Genomic DNA, 18,166 nt, shown 5'->3' on the forward strand with positions numbered 1-18,166 from the left:
ACAATGCAATGAGAGGTAAGGAGGATCGTCATAATGAGAAAAAAAGCTCCCAAGAGCATTTGGATACGATCCGTTGTAATTATCACAGGCTTAACTATATTTATAGCTATGGGATGGAGTATGTACCAACAGGATGCAGCCAAACCCCAAAAACCTGCTGCAATTCCCAAAAATCAAGCTAATCAAAGTAAGCATACAACACCGACCTATCGGGCATCCTATCATTTTACTGTTCCGGATAAGTGGAAGAATGATCCTCAACGGCCCATTTATTTTGATGGAAAATATCATTATTACTATTTATATAATCGTGACTATCCCAAAAAGAACGGTACAGAATGGCGACATGCCACATCAACCGACCTGGTACATTGGAAAGATGAAGGGGTGGCGATTCCAAAATATACGAACCCAAATGGAGATCCTTGGTCCGGTTCGGTCGTGATCGATGATAATAATACCGCAGGTTTTGGAAAAGGCACGCTGGTAGCCATTGTGACACAGCCCTCCGCAGATGGCGGAAAGCAGGAACAATTTTTGTGGTACAGTAAGGACAAAGGCAAGACGTTTACTTCTTACCGCAACAAGCCTGTGATGTCCAACCCAGGTACAAAGGACTTCAGAGATCCCAAAATCATCCGAGATACTCAACGTAATCAATGGGTGATGGTCATGGCAGAGGGAACAAAGATTGGCTTTTATGAGTCTGATAATTTAAAGAATTGGCGGTATACGAGCGGCTTTCAAACGGAAAATATCGGGCTTGTGGAATGTCCTGACCTTTACCGGATGCGTGCGGATGATGGAACCTATCAATGGATTCTAGGCGTGAGCGCCAATAGCAAATCAACAGGCGGGCCCAACACGTATGCCTATTGGACGGGAGATTTTAATGGAGAAGCATTTCTCCCTGATCACAGTGAACCTGAGTGGCTGGATTATGGGTTTGACTGGTATGGTGCAGTTACGTTCGAGGAAGGAAAAGACAAAGATAAATATAGTCACCGTTATGCTCTGGCCTGGATGAACAATTGGGATTATGCCAATAACACGCCTACCCTAAAGGAAGGCTTTAATGGAATGGATTCGATTGTTCGCCAAATTCGACTGAAACATACGGCAGATGCTGGATATCGATTGGTTTCACAGCCGGTACCCAATTTGGAGCGATTCCAAACATCCAAAAAATCATTAGGAACGATTAAAGTAGAGGGTGCTCACCGGCTTCCAGTAGCAGGCGATGCCTATCAGCTAGAGGCGGATGTATCTTGGTCCACGATTAAAAATGTAGGATTGAGGCTTCGAGAGTCGACGGATGGCAAGCGTCATGTCGATGTGGGTGTCTCAGTGGAAGGTCAATACTCTTACGTAAACAGAGCGAACACTGGGCAGCCGGATCAGAGTGAAAAATATGTAGAGAGCAAGGCGCCATTTGATCCCGATAAGAAAAAGGTACACCTGAACATTCTCGTCGATAAAACCAGTATTGAAGTGTTTGTCGATGGTGGAGAAGTAGCTTATTCCTCTTTAATATTTCCACGGTTAGAGGATCAGAAAATCACTCTGTTTTCCGATGGCGGTCCAGCAATTTTTAATAATGTAGTGGTCAAACACTTTAGTCGATAGTAGGTACTTATGCTGCTCGTAAGCTTGGGCATATTTCGCTCTATTCAGGTATATGAAAAGTCCACCCATGAATATAAGGGTGGACTTTTCTGTGTAAATCTAAATTTTCGTTTAGCACAGCTATAAGATTGTTCGTTTATTCACAAACGATCAGTTGCTAAAATTACTATTCGTTCTATTTGTGATAAGGTGACAGGTTATCAGCGCTACGGCCCAATTTTTTAAGCAAGCCGATGAGTTGATCTCTTTCGGTTTCACTGATTCCGCTAAAGGCACGTTCAATCTGACGTGTATAATCAGGATAAATTTCGTCCATGACACGTTGTCCTTCGTCCGTCAATTCTGCATATATAATCCGACGATCTTGGTCGCACGGGTGACGGTGCAAATAACCGCGGCTTTCCAGCTTGTCAATAACATAAGTGACATTTCCGCTTTGCAGAAGCAGCTTTGCTCCAATTTGTTGGATTGGCTGCGCGCCCTTGTGATATAAAACTTCCATCACGGCGAAGGCCGTTGGGTTGAAGCCCACCGTTTTGATGCCAGCAACCGCATGTTCGTTTACACTTTTGAATGACTTGGCAAACACGCTATACAAATGCATAGATTGCTGTGTCACCAATGTTCGGTAATCTATCATCTTCATTCCGCCTTTATGTATGGATTTGGGCATCCTTTGACCGCTCGGCTCGGATGACCGGGCAACCATACCCTTGTTACTAGCATAAAGGGATTTACGTAGCGAAAACATGCGATTTGTCACAGTAGCTGCTTTTTTAACTATTTAATTTCAAAGCTTTAAAGTAAATTTTTGAAAAATAAAGGTTTTGAATGTAAAAATACTGTTCCGGTTGGTTATATTAAAAATAACATACCTAACCTAATGAACCCCAATTAACAAAATAAGCTACTTCAGAGGAGATGAAACACATGGATACGGGTTCTTTCCGTTTTCAATTTCGTGATCCGCAGCAAGCCACCCAAGCCTGTGAAACATTAAAGGAAATTGGATACTCCGCCAGCACAAATGGTGACACAGGTCTCAGTGTTCATATTGAGAACCAGGATGTGTTGTCTGCATTGGAGATTTGCCAAGCCTATGAAGGAAGTATGATTGAGGTAGGAACTCTTTTCTCTAGACCGGATGCAATTCCCGATCTGCAAGGAAATGTCGGTGTACAAAATCCAGGTTATAGCCCGGAGGACTGGATTATCCCGGCGCACACGATCAACGAGGATTGGAGTGAAGCGTATAAAAACGGTTCCTCTCGAACGTACAGCAACACAACTGGGGAGCACAACGTCAGCTCTGATCAACAACCGGAAGACGAAGTGGATGGATTTTCTGGAAGCATCCATATTTGACCCAAATGATGACGCTATGTCGATTAGGCGGTTGTTTATGTTCCAAATGTTTTGTGAAGTAAAAAGCACCAGTAAACCTTGAGCGGGTTAGCTGGTGCTTTTTTATTGATAAAGAAGAGTCATTCATTCACATGAAATATATTGGAGAGGGCAATCTAAAGAATGGAGAGATCTGTCCCAAAATCTAGGAGTAGGGTGATTTTTTAATGGACAAACCGTCTGATATGCAAAAAGAACAAAAACTAAAATGGTGGCAACTTAGCTTGTTAGGAGTTGCAGGTACTATCGGTACAGGATATTTTCTGGGGTCCGGCTTAGCGATTTCTATTGGCGGTCCAGCCGTACTGATTGCATACTTTTTGGCAGCGGTTGGAACATATGTAGTGTTTGATGCTCTTTCGCGAATGACGGCAGATCATCCTGAACAGGGTTCCTTCCGTTCCTATGCCCAAAAAGCATTTGGAAGTTGGGCAGGATTCGGCAGTGGCTGGGTATATTGGTTTTCGGAACTCCTTATTAATGGGAGCCAGTTAACTGCGTTGTCTATATTCTCACGTTTTTGGTTTCCTCAGGTACCGATGTGGATCTTTGCGGCAGGCTTCGGGATTTTAGGGCTTGTGATTGTTTTTTTTGGCAATAAGGGTTTTGATCGAGTTGAAAATGTATTGGCCATCATTAAGATGGCAGCTATTGTTATGTTTCTGGTCTTGGCCGTTGCTCTTTTGGCAGGCTGGATCGGAGGAGGAAAATATAATCCAAAGCTCCCCAACAGTTACAAAGAGTTTTTCCCTACCGGCGGTATAGGATTGTGGTCATCTTTTATTTTTGCCTTTTATGCATACGGAGGTATTGAAGTGCTCGGAATTATGTCAAATCGGCTTCAAAAACCGGAGGATGCACCTAAAGCAGGAAAAGTAATGCTGGTTACACTGGTTGCAGTGTATGTGCTTTCGATTGGTCTGGCTGTGTCTATGGTGCCATTAAGTGCCTTTAACCCGAAAGAAAGTCCTTTTGTGCTTGCGCTCAGCAGCGATCATCTGGTTTTTATGCCTCATTTATTTAATGGAGTGCTTATTATTGCAGGGTTCTCAACAATGACAGCATCTCTATATGCAGAGACATCTATGATGATTACACTCGCACAGGAAGGAGATGCACCCACATTATTTTCACGGAAGTGGAAGGGTAAATATCCTCTATATGCACTTAGTTTGATCTCCGTTGGATTAATCTCAGCCATCGTAATGTCGTTGCTACTACCGGGAAAAGTATATGAATATATCACTACTGCAGCGGGTTTAATGCTGTTGTATAATTGGTGCTTTATTTTGCTGTCTTCAGGTAAGCTACTGGAATCGAGTAGATCAAACCATATTAAACGTTGGATTGGATTATTGTTGATAGCTATGGCTGTGGTCGGATCATTTTTTCATAAGCTTAGCCGCCCGGGAGTTTACATCAGCTTATTGCTTGTCTTGTTAATTGCAATATGTGACCTTATCGTACAATGGGTTCGCCGAAAACACACGAAGGTATCTCGGTAATTTTGCCAAGAAGCCAAGAGTTAGCGTAAAAAAAGTAATTGAAATGCTTGTACACCAAAATAAAAGCCAAAACCGATAAGAGATAATCCAGACATCCAAGAGATGGTTTTAAGCAATCCGGTTTTTAGAAACCTACGGAAAATACTTGAAGCGGCTGCCATAGTCACATCCCAGAGTAACACACCTAATACAATCGCTCCGCTAAAGATCATTAGCTGTTGTACTGGATATGAATTAGCGACGTTTGCGAGTATGGACCCGTAAATCCCAAGCCAGAACAGGATGGAGAGGGGATTGAATAATGACATCAGGAAACCCGCTAGAAATGAGTTGGTTAGGGTATTACCATTTCCCCTTAATTCAGATTCTGAAATCACGCCAGCATTTTTAATACTTTCAAGACCTGTATACACAAGCACGAAAAAACCAAACATCCATAAAAAAGCTTTGACAAACGGGGCATTAAGAAGGTGGATCATTCCCAAATAGACAAGCAACATATAGATTATATCTGCGGTTATTGCACCAAGCCCAATAAACCAGGCATGCCAAAACCCATTCTTAATACCTCGATCCAACTGTGCGGCATTAATCGGTCCAATGGGAGCGGAAAGTGACAAACCAAGAAAAATATAACTGATAAACGTATTAATGTCCTTTTTCCTCCTTGAGTAATATTGGATGTTATGTATTTGTCTATTTAAGTTTATTCGGACAAACTCATCTGTAAGACCATTTTTTTGTACGTATATTGCAGGAGTAGCCTCGATATTGCCAACCACTATCAATGAATTAAAACTAAAAAAGGAGCTCTAATCCCTTACATAAAAGGATTAGAGCTTTTTTAATGACAGGTTATAAAAAAAGTCTATTTGATCGAATAATTGGGCTTGACACTTTTATTGAAAGCGCTTATATTTATCTCGTAAACAATACGTTATATAACGTTATATAAAAGGGAGAGATAACAATGAATGTACATCAGACGGTTCAAACGATTTATGAACAAGCGAGTGGGAAGATTTCAGAGGTTTATTTAGTAGCCTGCGGGGGCTCATTAGTCGATATGTATCCCTCAAAATATTTTCTGGATAGTGAAGCAAAGAAGCTGGTAGCAGGCATGTATACGGCGAATGAGTTTGTGCACGCGCTGCCAAAACGTTTAGGTAAAAACGCTGTAGTCATCGTTTGCTCCCATGGAGGAAACACGCCGGAATCGGTTGCGGCTGCTAAATCAGCCAAAGAGAAAGGCGCTTACACCATCGGCTTAACCCACAATAGTGAAGCGACACTGCTCAATTATTCCGATTATTCATTCCTCTACGAATGGGGAGATGAGAGCGATGTTAAAAATAATCCTATGGCCATTATTTTAGAGCTTACTGTTGAGCTGCTTCAGATCGCTGAAGGCTATGTGCATTATCAAGCTTTCCAGAACGGCTTGGGAGCAATCAATGGAATTATTAACCGGGCAAAAATACAAGTTGAACCCCGTGCCAGTGTATTTGCTGACAAATATCGCAATGAAGACCTTTTCTATATCCTGACCAGCGGAGCTTCTTATGGACATGCCTACGGATTTGCTATCTGTTCTCTGATGGAAATGCAATGGCTCCATGCGGCTTCAATCCATTCCGGTGAATTTTTCCACGGTCCGTTTGAAGTAACGGATAAAGAAATTCCATTTATTCTGATGATCAACGAAGGACGCACACGGGCACTGGATGAGCGGGCACGGACTTTCCTGAGTCAATATGCCGAGAAAGTGGAAGTGATCGATGCGAAGGAGCTTGGAATCGGAACCATTGCCGACGAGGTCGTCGAGTTTTTTAACCCGGTTTTATTTTACAGCATTGTATGTGTTTATCGTGAAGCACTCGCAAATGTACGCAATCACCCACTGGAAACTCGCCGTTATATGGGCAAAGTAGCTTACTAAGCGCTCTTACCAACAGGAGGAAACCATCATGAAAGTTCTAGGCATTGGCGATAATGTGGTAGATAAATATGTTCATCTGCACATGATGTATCCTGGCGGCAATGCGCTTAATTTCAGTGTATTTGCCAAAAAAGCGGGAGTAGATGCAGCCTTTATAGGAGTATTCGGAGATGATAACGAAGCGCAGCATGTAGAACACATTCTCCGTGAGCTGGAAATTGACATTTCACGGTGCAGATATCACAGCGGTGAGAACGGCTGCGCACGTGTAACCCTGGAAGACGGAGACAGAGTATTTCTGGGCAGCAATGAGGGAGGAGTTACACGTCTCCATCCGCTGGAGCTGAGTGAAGAAGACAAGGCCTATGTTGGCGGGTTCGACCTTATACACACCGGCTTGTACAGTCATACAGGGCACTTGCTGCCTGAATTGGAGACGCTGGGAATCCCTCTTTCTTTTGACTTTTCGGATGATTTCGTAGATGCACAAGTGGAGAAATATATTGCGTATGCCGATTTCGCTTTCTTCTCTTGCAGCCATATGACGGATGAAGAGACACAGAACTATATCCGCTCCAATCGAAAAAAAGAGGGGCAAATCCTGGTAGCCACACGTGGTGGAGATAGGTCTATTGCCTATGATGGTACTAAGTTCTATTTTCAAATGCCTGATTCCGTTGACGCTGTGGATACGATGGGGGCAGGAGACTCTTATATAACCGCCTTTTTACTGAGTTTTTTAAAAAATAGCAACATTCAGGACGCTATGGCAGAAGGCTCGAGGGTTGCCGCCCAGAGCTGTCTGGTAGAAGGTTCTTTCGGATACGGCGTCCGCTACTAATAAAATATTTTCAAATATCTTCACTTGTAAAAATATGTAACATTTGATACTCTAAGTGGGAGTAATATAACGTTATATGACAAGTGAGGGCACATTATGTTGAATTCAGACCAAGCAGAGCCATTATATATTCAATTACAAAAAGCAGTCAAAACCGCTATTCATAATGGAACATTTACGCAGGGAAGTCGTATACCTACCGAAACTGAGCTAAGCGAGACCTACAATGTAAGTCGAATTACCGTAAGAAAAGCAATTGCCGAATTGGTTCATGAAGGTTATCTGACCAAACGTCAAGGAAAAGGTACCTTTGTCAATGTACCCAAAATTGGGCGGAAGATTGAACATATCATCAGCTTTACAGCTGCCTGCAAATCCAACGGCCTCTCTTCACACAGTGTGGTCACAGAACGTGAAATCATAGAAGCAGATGAGGAAATTGCACATCAGTTGCAGCTACCACAAGGAGAAAAAGTGTTATTTATTCAGCGCAAGAGATACGCCGGTGATCGACCGCTAATGCTGGAGAATAATCTTTATCCTTATGACCGATTTTCTTTTCTAATGGAAGAACAGTTGGAGGGCTCTGTATACGAACTGCTGCGTCATAAATACAGCATCGATCCTAACCAACCGGGAGAGACGATATTACAAATCGCTTTGGCGGATGAATACCAAGCAAAGCTGCTGGAGACGGCCATCGGACAGGCGTTGTTCTACATGCACACTATTATTTATGATCAGCATGGAAGCCCCGTTCATGTAGGTAAGCAGTACATCATTGGAGACCGTTATCAATTCTCAATATAAATCCATTGCCTGTTAGGTAATGTTATTCAGGTACGGCGCAGCTTCTGCTTCCACTTCATAAGAGAAGCAGAAGCAATATTATAACGTTATATTACGTTATGTTATAGGGCGGATAAATAATGAGGGGGTGAAATTGTGCAAGGGAAGAATGACACATTAGCGGACAAAGTTTTACTGTCAAATGCTATTTTTAATGGCTTAGAAAATGAAGCCTCGCCTGGGTTTATTGCACTGCGAGGAGAATGTATTGCAGCAGTGGGGCGTCCCGAGGAAGCACAAGCTTGGATAGGAGCGGGAACGGTTGTCTGTGATTTGGGTGATGCTTTTATCATGCCAGGAGTTCATGACAACCATGTATTTTTTACCGGATATATGTCGATGCATCGGGGCGTGGATTTGACTCATGCAGCCTCGATTGAAGAAGCAGTGGAATCCATGCTACAAGCGGCAAACAATCTTCCGCCAGGGAAAGATGTAACCGCTTACGGTTTGAGCGAGGAAGGATGGGGCAAGCTGCCTGAGCAAAGCTTGTTGGACGAGCTGTTCCCTGATCGGGCGGTAATTGCCATTAACCTAAATAAAAGCTACTGCTGGATGAACCGACTGGCTCAGGAGAAATATCAATTTTTGCCGGATCAATGCAGTGCTGAGGCACGCGCTTTGCTGCTCCAAGCTATGATGCAGGACCACAGTCTTGTCAAACAAGAGTTTATGGAGTTTTGCCGCATACTAGCTGCACGAGGAGTTACTTCCATAAAAGATATTGGCTTTGACCGGCATAGCGAGCTGCTGCCGATTCTAGAAGAATTGAAAGAAACAGGGGAACTGCCACTCCGATTTCATTTCTCGCTTGAACCCGTTGTTGAATCGCTTGATATTGCCACCGGTATGAAGTATAAAGCACTTTATAATGGAGACCTTATTCGTTTCCAAGGATACAAGCTGATGCTTGACGGTGTCGTAGCAGATCATACGGGGGACATGCTGGAACCTTACGCAGATATGCCCGGAGTAACGACTTTGAGGACGGTTGACTACAAAAAGATTGAAGCCTCTGTGCTGGAAGCAGACAGCCAAGGTATCAAATGCTGCCTAACTGCAGAAGGTGATGCTGCGATTCGCCAAGCGGTATCCATGATTGAAAAATGCCGCGAACAACAAGGTAATAACCTTATCAGACATTCGATCAGTGATCTAGAGTATCCTCATCCAGATGATCTGATCAGAATGGGTGAAAACGAAATTTTTGCCGAAGTCTACGCTCAAATCCTGCTACTGAATCCAACCTATGAAGATGCCTATATGCCTGTTGTGGTGGGCAAAGTTAATGAAAACCGATTTTATAATTATAAATCTATGCTGGAGGCTAATGTGCCAATAACCATTGGGACTGATCTGCCCTTATTTATCACGAGTGTTCCCGATTCATTGTACGCAGCTTCTCATCGGTTGTTTCCGGACGGATCACCTACTGGAGGCTGGTATCCCGATCGGGGGATGCTGCCATCCGAAGTTTTAAAGGCATGGACCATTAATGGAGCCAGACATTGTTATATGGAAGAGGTCACAGGCACGCTAGAGGCTGGAAAATATGCTGACATCGCCGTTTTTGATCGCGACCTCCTTAACGCATCCGCTGGTGACATCAGGGACGCCCAAGTGATATTGACCATTATGGGAGGGAAGGTTACGTATAACCATTCTTGGAATGAGGGATAAACATGAACATCAAGAATATGAAATGGAAATTATCCTTGCCCCATAGCTATACTTTAATATTTTTGATTATTATTACAGTCGCCGCATTGACATGGATTGTGCCCAGCGGACAATTTGAGCGTCATGAAGTGACAGTAAACGGCGTGACCAAAACGGCGATCGTTTCGGGAACCTATCACACTGTACCCAAAACTGGTGAGAACGGTGATTTAAGACAAGGTCTCCCTCAAATCCTAAGCGCTCCTATTGAGGGGATTATCAATGCCGCGGATGTCGTCTCTTTTGTCCTTATTGTGGGCGGCTCCTTCGGGATTATACTGCAGACGGGAGCCATCGATCGTGCCCTGACAGCTCTTGCCAGACGGCTGAAGAATAAGGGGATTCTGCTTATTCCAATTGCCATGGTTATATTCAGTCTCGGAGGCTCTACCTTTGGGATGAGCGAAGAAATTATTCCGCTTTATGCGATTTTTATTCCGTTAATGTTTGCCCTAGGCTTCGATTCTATGACTGCTATTCTCATTCTATTTCTGGGAACGCAAATTGGCTATGTTGGTTCGACTGTTAATCCATTTTCAGTATTGATTGCCCAGGGGATCGCAGGAGTGGAGGGGAATCCTCAGCTCTGGCTGAGATTTATTGAATGGCTTGTATTTACTATGATTTCTATTGTCTTTACGATGTGGTATGCGCATCGGGTTAAGAGAAATCCGGAGAAATCCATTGTTTTTCAGAGTGATATTATAAATCGTGAGCAATTTATAAAAGAAAATACAGGTGAGGACGTCGTCTTCACGTTTCGGGACAAATTAATAATAGGTGGATTTATTGTAACGCTTGGAGCAATTGTCTGGGGAATTTTGTCCAAAGGCTGGTATATGACTGAAATTGGTGCCCTTTTCTTCGCACTCGGTCTTTTTGTCGGGGTAGTTACTAAAATGAGCCAGAAGGAAATAGCTGAGAATTTTGTAAAAGGGTGTGGAGAATTCATCTACGCTGCAGTGATCATAGGTCTCGCCCGCGGAATTCTGATCATCGCCGAGCAGGGTATGATCATCGATACCGTATTGAATGCACTCGCAAGCATTCTGGAAGGATTGCCAAGTTACTTGTTCACTACCATTATGTTGGTTGCACATAATATTATTACTTTCCTAGTCCCATCTTCTTCGGGGGAAGCAGCACTAACCATGCCTGTACTTGCACCGCTTGGCGATCTTGTAGGTATCAATCGTGAAGCAGTAGTCACAGCGTACCAATTCGGTAACGGGTTAACCAATCTAATTTCACCGACAGGCGGAGTACTGCTGGCGGGATTGGCCATTGCCCGGATCAGCTTTGGACAGTGGCTGAAGGTAATCTTCAAGCTATTCCCGATCCTGTGGTTAGTTGCTGCTATTTTTGCTGCTATTTCGGCTGCGGTGGGTATCTAATAAATCAAGTGAGAGCCCCTGTCTTTTAGAGACAAGGGTTTCTTTTTGTGCATAAGTTTACGTGGAAAATGAATAATATGGATAGCATTTTCCTAAGGAGGAAATAAAATTGATGCATGCTGATAATAGATTACTCATTGCTGCTCTAGGCGGTGTTAATGAAATCGGGAAAAACATGTATTTTATCCAATACGATCAGGATATTGTCGTTATCGATTGTGGTTCCAAGTTTCCTGATGAGAACTTGCCTGGTATTGACCTCATTGTGCCGGATGTCACCTATCTGCTGGAAAATCAGGATAAAGTCAGAGCGCTCATTGTGACTCATGGGCATGAGGATCACATCGGAGGTATTCCCTATCTGCTGAAGCAGATTAATATGCCCGTTTATGGAACAAAGCTCACCATCGAATTAATTAAGATTAAGTTAAGGGAGCACAACCTTTTACGTGATGCTGAGCTTCATCTTATAGATGCGGATTCAACCGTTCAAGCGGGAACGATTCAGGCATCCTTTTTCACTACCGTCCACAGTATCCCGGATTGCCTGGGTGTCTTTTTTCAGACACCGGAAGGAAATGTGGTCCATACCGGGGATTTCAAATTCGATATGTCTCCCGTTAGTGGACCTTTCCCCGATCTTCATCGCATGGCTGAAATAGGAAAGAAGGGGGTAAAAGTGCTGCTCTCCGAAAGTACAAATGCCGAAAGGCCAGGATTTACTCCTTCAGAACGTTTGGTTGGCGGACATATTTTGGATGCTTTCGCCAGAGCCAAACAGCAAGTATTTATTTCTACGTTTGCATCCAATGTGAACCGTGTCCAACAAGTCATTGACGCGGCTGTAGAAACAGGCAGAAAACTCGTTCTACTGGGTCGCAGCATGATAAATGTGGTGTCAGTGGCTAAGGAGCTGGGTTTCTTGCACATGCCTGAGGACTTGTTGATTGAGGCGGGAGAAACAGAACGGTTTCCTGCAGAAGAAATTGCTATTTTATGTACAGGAAGTCAGGGTGAGCCAATGGCTGCACTGTCCCGTCTAGCCAATTCCCTGCATCCCAGAATCGAAATTTTGCCTGGTGATACTGTAATCATTGCTGCAGGAGCCATACCCGGGAATGAACGGAATCTTTCCCAGGTCATTGATAACCTGTACGTACTGGGCGCCAACGTTATTTATGGATCAGGCAGCACCACAGGGATGCACGTGTCCGGTCATGGCAGCCAGGAAGAATTAAAATTAATGATGACCCTGATGAAACCCGAGTTTTTAATTCCCATACACGGCGAATTCAGGATGTTGTATCAGCATCGTCAGCTAGCGGAGTCTGTGGGGATTCCGATGGAGAATGTATTTATCGTCCATAACGGTGACACTGTTCAAATCGAAGAGGGAAGGGCATCCCTAGGCCCCAAAGTAGCAGCCGGCAATAGCTTGGTAGACGGGTTGGTCACAGGGGACGTAGGTAATATTGTACTGCGAGACCGTAAAAAGCTTTCATCAGACGGAATGCTGATTATTGTGATGACGTTGAGCAAAAACGAGAAGCAAATGCTCGCAACGCCAGAGGTCATATCAAGAGGGTTTGTATATGTTAAGGATTCCGAAGAGCTCATGAGCCAGATCCACGACACGATTATGTCCACAGTGAACGAGTTAACCGAAATCGAAATGAGTCAGTGGGGACTGATTAAGCAGATGTTAAAAGATGATGTTGGCCGGTTTATTTACAGTCAGACGAAGAGAAGACCCATGATTTTACCTATCATTATTGAGGTTTAAATAGCGGCAAATGTCAAAACAAGATGGAGCTTGTTCTTTACGCCATTTTAAAAAAAAGGCTTAAATCAGTAACATGACTGATTTAAGTCTTTTTGATTTCCTTCCTACTTTTCCTATAAGAATGCGGATGTAATGGCGGTTTGCAGCGCAGCGGAGGATTTGAATCTGGAGAAGCGACAGCGTTCGCCTTTGCCACGGAATTCTTACCCTTAAATGTTTTATATAATCAAGAGAATCCCGTGGCAACAGCGATCGTAAGATCAAATCCTACGCGCAGCGTCTTAATAGCTTACGGCCGCTTGGGTTCCTGCTGTATGCCCTGTCGTAAACGCCGCTGTAATATTATAACCTCCAGTGTAACCGTGAATATCGAGAATCTCACCGCAGAAGAACAATCCAGGCATCAGCTTGGACTCCATTGTTTTCGGATTAATTTCCTTCAAATTCACACCGCCCCCGGTAACAAATGCTTCCTTCAGAGAGAGCGTACCGTTCACACGGATTGGAAACGCCTTAATGCGATGAGCAAGTTCTTGCCACTGCTGCTTAGGAATATGATCATAGGTCAAGTCCTCACGCAGTTCGGCTTGCTGGAGCAACAATGGAATCAAGCGTTCCGGTAAATAAGGCTTAAGCACGTTTTTGATCGCTTTTTTAGCATCGACCGATGCCAATTCCAGCGTCTCACGGTAGACTTCATCGGCATGTTTGTGAGGCTGCAAATCGAGAGTCAACAACACCGTGTTCACCTTATCCTTTTTCATTCCCTTGACGACAAACTGACTGCACCGCAAAGCAGTCGGGCCAGATAGACCAAAATGTGTAAAAATCATATCTCCTTCATGGACGACAACTTTCTTTTGCTTCGCATTCCATACGGTCAGACTGATGTCGCGTAAGGATAGTCCCTGAAGCTCTTTCGTCTGGATAAACGTCTCGCCTGAGGTCAACGGCACCTCTGTTGGATACAGCTCCGTAATGGTATGCCCTGCTTGTTCTGCCCATGCATAGCCGTCACCTTCCGAGCCTGTATGCGGGACGGATTTGCCACCAACGGCTACAATGACATTACGGCTATGTAGGATTTCACCGGAACGCAGTCGCACCCCAGCTGTATGACCTTCAGTGTAAATAACCTCTTGAACAGGACTGCTTGTCCGAATCTCGACTCCTTGAGAGCGTACCTTGTTGATCAAAGCATCGACAACTGTTTTGGCTTTGTCCGTCACTGGAAACATACGCCCGTTGTCTTCTTCCTTTAAGGCTATACCCAACTGTTCAAAAAAGGCGATGATATCCCGATTGCCGAAAGCCGCCAGTGCACTGTGCAGAAATCGGCCATTGCCGGGAATGTGCCGAATGAGTTCGTCCAGCTCTTTGGCATTCGTGACATTGCAACGGCCTCCACCAGAGATCCCCAGCTTACGCCCGAGTTTATTTCCCTTTTCCAGCAAAATCACCTTGGCACCTTCACCGCTGGCAGCAGCAGCAGCCATTAATCCGGCTGAGCCGCCTCCGATCACAATAACGTCGTAAGTCATTAACCTCTTCCTTTTCGTCGACAAATTTTCAAAATCATTCAGAACGGCGTAACCGATTTTTCATCATAACGTAATACCGTCACTTTAGATACCTTTCGAGTATAGTAAACGCACATATCTTTCAATTGTAGGGATTTGGATTGCGTAAAAACGCTCCTCTTATAAACATCTAGTATTTAGCAAATTTTGTCGTTCTACACCGGGATTTTAACACATATATTGTAATATATTGTAGCCTGTGCTTTAATTCAACTAACGGCGTCAAGGAAAGATGATGAGGGGGAGAAGTCCTTGTTAATTGCGTTGAAGGAAAGTGTGCTCCAAGTTCTCCTTGCCGTTATATCGGCGGGTTTTTTCTCTATATTAACGGATTATGGGGATAAGAAAAAGGTTTGGGGTGGCAATCTGCTTCCTGGACCCAATCAAGGAATACTGTATTTGTGTTGCTTGCCAGCCATATTGCTATGTACACTCTTTCAATATCAGTCTCCATATGGTCTACCTTCCAATCTCGGTATTATTCCCCTTGCAGTTGGCATCATGTACGGTAGACGTCGCACTGCCTTCGTGCTCGCCGCTTCCGCACTGATGGGAGTCCTAATTATAGCCCAGTCGACAGAAATGTCCCCGATGTATGTGGGCACGGGTTTTATCCTTTTTCCTTTTATGCTCCTGCATGTCAAGTTTTTTCAAAGAGGAACAATGTTGGACAAAAAGCTCCTGATCTCCGCATATGTTGTGGCTGATATGCTGTTTAAGGCGATATTTCCGCTACTGTGGGGCAAACAGGATATTGCGGTATACATTCCTGACTTACTTACAACGTTTTGGAATATTGGTGCAGGGGTACTGGCAAGTTTTACGGTCGTGAGCCTGATGCATAATGCCTTTGAGAAGCTGGCGTTACGGCGTGATGTGACTGAGTTTACGAGCAAATATTTAATTGAAGTGGATAAGTTGCGTCAAGTTATGGATTTGATGCCGTTATCTCTTGTTACTTTGGACAGCGAAGAACGAGTTATACATATGAACAAAACGATGCTGGAACTCTATCGGGACTACGATCCCTACATTACACTGCCTGAGGTAGTAGGTCGTCCATTCACCTCGTTATATGGTTTTAGCGCTTTGCCTGCGGTTAACGAACGTGTTGCGAAAGCGTTGGAAGGAGAGGCGGGGGCTGATTTTATAAATGTTACCCCCAAAGTATTCTTCTCAAGTTTCCTTCCTATTCGGGATAAACATGCAAACCAAACGACAGGTGTCATTATCGCCTTGCAAGATATTACAGAGCTGGAGACGCTGCGCAGTGAGCTGGGTAATTTTGAAAGGCTCAGTCTGGTTGGACAGATGGCAGCAGGCATTACTCATGAAATACGTAATCCGATGGCGGTTGTGCGTGGTTTTTTACAGCTTATGCGTGAGAAAAGCCCAGAATCCCTCAACCATTATTACCGCATTGTGATGGAGGAACTTGACCGGGCGAACGGGATTATTAACGATTTTCTTTCACTGGCCCAGAATCGAATTGTCGAGAAGGAGCAATGTCATCTGCATGATATTATTCGCGAACTGACGCCTTTATTGTGGGCAGATGCGAATCTGAGGGGACAGACGATTGAGCTAAAGTTAGAGGATCATGTGACGATGCTGCATTTGAACCCTAAGGAAATGAAGCAATTGCTGCTTAATTTATCGCGTAATGCGATGGAAGCTATGGGGGAAAAGGGAGTGCTGACCATTTCGACTCATGAGGAAGGGGATTTCGTGGAAATGGAAGTAAAGGATACAGGTCCGGGAATTCCGCAAAAGCAGCTTGAAAAGCTGTTCCAACCTTTTTACACGACCAAAACGAAAGGTACAGGTCTGGGTCTGGCCTTATGTCAAAGTATAGTGGAGCGTCATCACGGTACAATTGCCGTAGATTCGGTGGAGGGAATGGGCACGCAGTTTAAAGTTCGATTGCGCAGAACCGTTCCGACTTACCGGGATCATTCTGAGTTTCCTGTCATGAATTCGATACAGAAATAATCGTGCAAATATATATCCGGATTTTTGCAAATTACGTGAAAAAGATTGTATAATGAAGTTTAGATGTCCATGCCTTTACTACGGCAAAGGATGAAATTAGAAACGTAGTATACATGATTTTTGGAAAAGGAGTGAAAGAATATGTCTATGTCTTTCGATCAATATATGAGAGATTCAGTTCAGCCAATGCGTGATGAACTGACGAATCTTGGGATTCAGGAACTGCGTACTTCTGAAGATGTGGAGGCCAAGCTGCCTAATGCTAAAGGTACAGTGCTGGTTGTTGTGAACTCGGTATGTGGTTGTGCCGCAGGCCAATGCCGCCCAGGTGTGGCTGAAGCACTGAAGCATGATCTTACGCCAGATCATCTGTATTCGGTTTTTGCCGGACAGGACAAGGAAGCAACAGCAAAGGCTCGCGAATTTTTCGCACCTTACCCACCGTCTTCCCCTTCTATCGCGCTGTTGAAAGACGGCGAGCTGGTTCACTTCATCGAGCGTCATCAGGTGGAGGATCGTTCGGCAGATCAGATCGCTGCTGATTTGACCAGTGCATTTGATCGTTTTTGCCGGTAAGACTGCTCAAGCTATGCCCCGCATTTTTCGCCTGCGAAACTTGCCGGGGCTTTTGCATGTTGGCTTGTGAAGGAAATTCCTAAAAAAGAGGTGCTTATCTGATGAGTTTGCAGGAACAGATTATTGCTGAATTGGGAGTACAGCCTACGATTAACGTAGAAGCGGAGGTCCGCAAGCGTGTGGATTTCCTCAAGTCGTATGTAACGAAAACGGGAAGCAAAGGGCTGTTGATCGCCATCAGTGGCGGGATTGACAGTGCCGTAGCAGCCGCTTTGTGCAAGCGGGCTACAGATGAGTTGACGCAGGAGCAAGGGGACGAATACAAAACGCTGGGTGTATTCCAGCCATATGGCCAACAGGAAGATATCGAGCATAGCTACGCGGTAGCCAAAGCGTTCGACCTGAAATATGCTGGGGAAACGAACATTAAGGAAGCCGTGGACAAGGTTGCCGTGGAAGTGGAGCATACGTTAAAGGATATCGGTCTGGAGCGTTCCATTACTCCGCAAGTGAGAGGGAATGTAAAGGCAAGAACACGTATGGTGGTTCAGTACGCACTCGCGAATGAGCTGAATCTGCTCGTCGTTGGCACAGATCACGCTTCAGAAGCCATCACAGGCTTTTATACCAAATGGGGCGATGGAGCGGTCGATATTACGCCACTTAGCACGCTTAACAAACGTCAGGTGCGCTTGCTGGCCAGCTATCTCGGAGTTCCGCAGGCCATTTTGGACAAAGCGCCTACAGCAGGATTGTGGGAAGGCCAGACGGATGAAAAAGAACTGGGGATCTCCTACGAAGCAAACAGCGACTACCTAGAAGGCAAGGAAATTGACCCGGCGGCACGCGAAAAGCTGGAAAGCTTCTTTACACGTACAGCGCATAAGCGGACAAGCATCCCAGGAGTGTAAGCATTAATCATTATGGAATTGTAAAAATGCTCAAGTGAGGATTTTGC

At 44.5% G+C, this 18,166-nt stretch carries 15 protein-coding genes; 12 read left to right on the plus strand and 3 right to left on the minus strand.

Annotation, left to right across the window (positions count from 1 at the left end):
• Positions 1-33: 33 nt before the first annotated feature.
• Positions 34-1,626, plus strand: coding sequence for a glycoside hydrolase family 32 protein (locus BM358_RS16375; RefSeq protein ID WP_028541029.1), 1,593 nt, complete (start codon positions 34-36; stop codon positions 1,624-1,626).
• Between the two features lie 175 nt (positions 1,627-1,801).
• Here the strand turns inward: BM358_RS16375 and BM358_RS16380 are convergent, their stop codons facing one another.
• Positions 1,802-2,266, minus strand: coding sequence for a MarR family winged helix-turn-helix transcriptional regulator (locus tag BM358_RS16380; protein ID WP_013369372.1), 465 nt, complete (start codon positions 2,264-2,266; stop codon positions 1,802-1,804).
• A gap of 290 nt (positions 2,267-2,556) precedes the next feature.
• On the opposite strand from BM358_RS16380, the gene BM358_RS16385 reads away from it, so the two are divergent.
• Together BM358_RS16385 and BM358_RS16390 are read left to right on the plus strand one after the other, a co-directional pair.
• Entirely contained in the window at positions 2,557-2,991 is a 435-nt protein-coding gene (locus BM358_RS16385; RefSeq protein WP_023986968.1) for a hypothetical protein, read from the plus strand.
• 206 nt (positions 2,992-3,197) lie between these two features.
• The gene (locus BM358_RS16390; protein WP_023986969.1) at positions 3,198-4,535 is read left to right on the plus strand and encodes an amino acid permease; all 1,338 of its coding nucleotides are present in this window, start codon (positions 3,198-3,200) and stop codon (positions 4,533-4,535) included.
• Positions 4,536-4,555: 20 nt separating this feature from the next.
• Here the strand turns inward: BM358_RS16390 and BM358_RS16395 are convergent, their stop codons facing one another.
• The gene (locus tag BM358_RS16395; RefSeq protein WP_023986970.1) at positions 4,556-5,188 is read right to left on the minus strand and encodes a LysE family transporter; all 633 of its coding nucleotides are present in this window, start codon (positions 5,186-5,188) and stop codon (positions 4,556-4,558) included.
• Positions 5,189-5,505: 317 nt separating this feature from the next.
• Between BM358_RS16395 and BM358_RS16400 the strand changes: the two genes are divergently transcribed.
• The 6 genes from BM358_RS16400 to BM358_RS16425 all read left to right on the plus strand — a co-directional run bounded on the left by BM358_RS16400 (position 5,506) and on the right by BM358_RS16425 (position 13,060).
• Positions 5,506-6,474 (plus strand): SIS domain-containing protein, encoded by a 969-nt coding sequence (locus BM358_RS16400; RefSeq protein ID WP_028541028.1) that lies wholly within the window; start codon positions 5,506-5,508, stop codon positions 6,472-6,474.
• Between the two features lie 28 nt (positions 6,475-6,502).
• The gene (locus BM358_RS16405) at positions 6,503-7,315 is read left to right on the plus strand and encodes a PfkB family carbohydrate kinase (RefSeq protein WP_028541027.1); all 813 of its coding nucleotides are present in this window, start codon (positions 6,503-6,505) and stop codon (positions 7,313-7,315) included.
• 96 nt (positions 7,316-7,411) lie between these two features.
• Positions 7,412-8,125, plus strand: a complete 714-nt coding sequence (locus tag BM358_RS16410) for a GntR family transcriptional regulator (protein WP_028541026.1) — start codon at positions 7,412-7,414, stop codon at positions 8,123-8,125.
• Between the two features lie 135 nt (positions 8,126-8,260).
• Positions 8,261-9,844 carry an amidohydrolase gene (locus tag BM358_RS16415; RefSeq protein WP_028541025.1) on the plus strand — a complete coding sequence of 528 codons (1,584 nt, stop codon included), beginning with the start codon at positions 8,261-8,263 and terminating at the stop codon, positions 9,842-9,844.
• Between the two features lie 2 nt (positions 9,845-9,846).
• On the plus strand, positions 9,847-11,277 hold the full coding sequence (locus tag BM358_RS16420; RefSeq protein WP_028541024.1) for a YfcC family protein: 1,431 nt from the start codon (positions 9,847-9,849) through the stop codon (positions 11,275-11,277).
• 112 nt (positions 11,278-11,389) lie between these two features.
• On the plus strand, positions 11,390-13,060 hold the full coding sequence (locus BM358_RS16425; protein ID WP_028541023.1) for a ribonuclease J: 1,671 nt from the start codon (positions 11,390-11,392) through the stop codon (positions 13,058-13,060).
• Between the two features lie 281 nt (positions 13,061-13,341).
• Here BM358_RS16425 and BM358_RS16430 read toward each other — a convergent pair whose 3' ends face one another.
• Entirely contained in the window at positions 13,342-14,601 is a 1,260-nt protein-coding gene (locus tag BM358_RS16430; RefSeq protein ID WP_028541022.1) for a BaiN/RdsA family NAD(P)/FAD-dependent oxidoreductase, read from the minus strand.
• Between the two features lie 291 nt (positions 14,602-14,892).
• On the opposite strand from BM358_RS16430, the gene BM358_RS16435 reads away from it, so the two are divergent.
• From BM358_RS16435 to nadE, 3 genes are all read left to right on the plus strand, one after another.
• Entirely contained in the window at positions 14,893-16,632 is a 1,740-nt protein-coding gene (locus tag BM358_RS16435; protein WP_028541021.1) for a two-component system sensor histidine kinase NtrB, read from the plus strand.
• Positions 16,633-16,773: 141 nt separating this feature from the next.
• Positions 16,774-17,208 (plus strand): BrxA/BrxB family bacilliredoxin, encoded by a 435-nt coding sequence (locus BM358_RS16440; protein ID WP_023986978.1) that lies wholly within the window; start codon positions 16,774-16,776, stop codon positions 17,206-17,208.
• Positions 17,209-17,309: 101 nt separating this feature from the next.
• The gene (nadE, locus tag BM358_RS16445; RefSeq protein WP_025722646.1) at positions 17,310-18,119 is read left to right on the plus strand and encodes an ammonia-dependent NAD(+) synthetase; all 810 of its coding nucleotides are present in this window, start codon (positions 17,310-17,312) and stop codon (positions 18,117-18,119) included.
• Positions 18,120-18,166 lie beyond the last annotated feature (47 nt).

This window comes from Paenibacillus sp. cl130 (assembly GCF_900116035.1).
Taxonomy (GTDB): Bacteria; Bacillota; Bacilli; order Paenibacillales; family Paenibacillaceae; genus Paenibacillus; species Paenibacillus polymyxa_B.

Coding starts and splice junctions, on each gene's coding strand:
- BM358_RS16375 (WP_028541029.1), top strand. CDS start 34: ATGAGAAAAAAAGCTCCCAAGAGCATTTGGATACGATCCGTTGTAATT.
- BM358_RS16380 (WP_013369372.1), bottom strand. CDS start 2,266: ATGATAGATTACCGAACATTGGTGACACAGCAATCTATGCATTTGTAT.
- BM358_RS16385 (WP_023986968.1), top strand. CDS start 2,557: ATGGATACGGGTTCTTTCCGTTTTCAATTTCGTGATCCGCAGCAAGCC.
- BM358_RS16390 (WP_023986969.1), top strand. CDS start 3,198: ATGGACAAACCGTCTGATATGCAAAAAGAACAAAAACTAAAATGGTGG.
- BM358_RS16400 (WP_028541028.1), top strand. CDS start 5,506: ATGAATGTACATCAGACGGTTCAAACGATTTATGAACAAGCGAGTGGG.
- BM358_RS16405 (WP_028541027.1), top strand. CDS start 6,503: ATGAAAGTTCTAGGCATTGGCGATAATGTGGTAGATAAATATGTTCAT.
- BM358_RS16410 (WP_028541026.1), top strand. CDS start 7,412: ATGTTGAATTCAGACCAAGCAGAGCCATTATATATTCAATTACAAAAA.
- BM358_RS16420 (WP_028541024.1), top strand. CDS start 9,847: ATGAACATCAAGAATATGAAATGGAAATTATCCTTGCCCCATAGCTAT.
- BM358_RS16425 (WP_028541023.1), top strand. CDS start 11,390: ATGCATGCTGATAATAGATTACTCATTGCTGCTCTAGGCGGTGTTAAT.
- BM358_RS16430 (WP_028541022.1), bottom strand. CDS start 14,601: ATGACTTACGACGTTATTGTGATCGGAGGCGGCTCAGCCGGATTAATG.
- BM358_RS16440 (WP_023986978.1), top strand. CDS start 16,774: ATGTCTATGTCTTTCGATCAATATATGAGAGATTCAGTTCAGCCAATG.
- nadE (WP_025722646.1), top strand. CDS start 17,310: ATGAGTTTGCAGGAACAGATTATTGCTGAATTGGGAGTACAGCCTACG.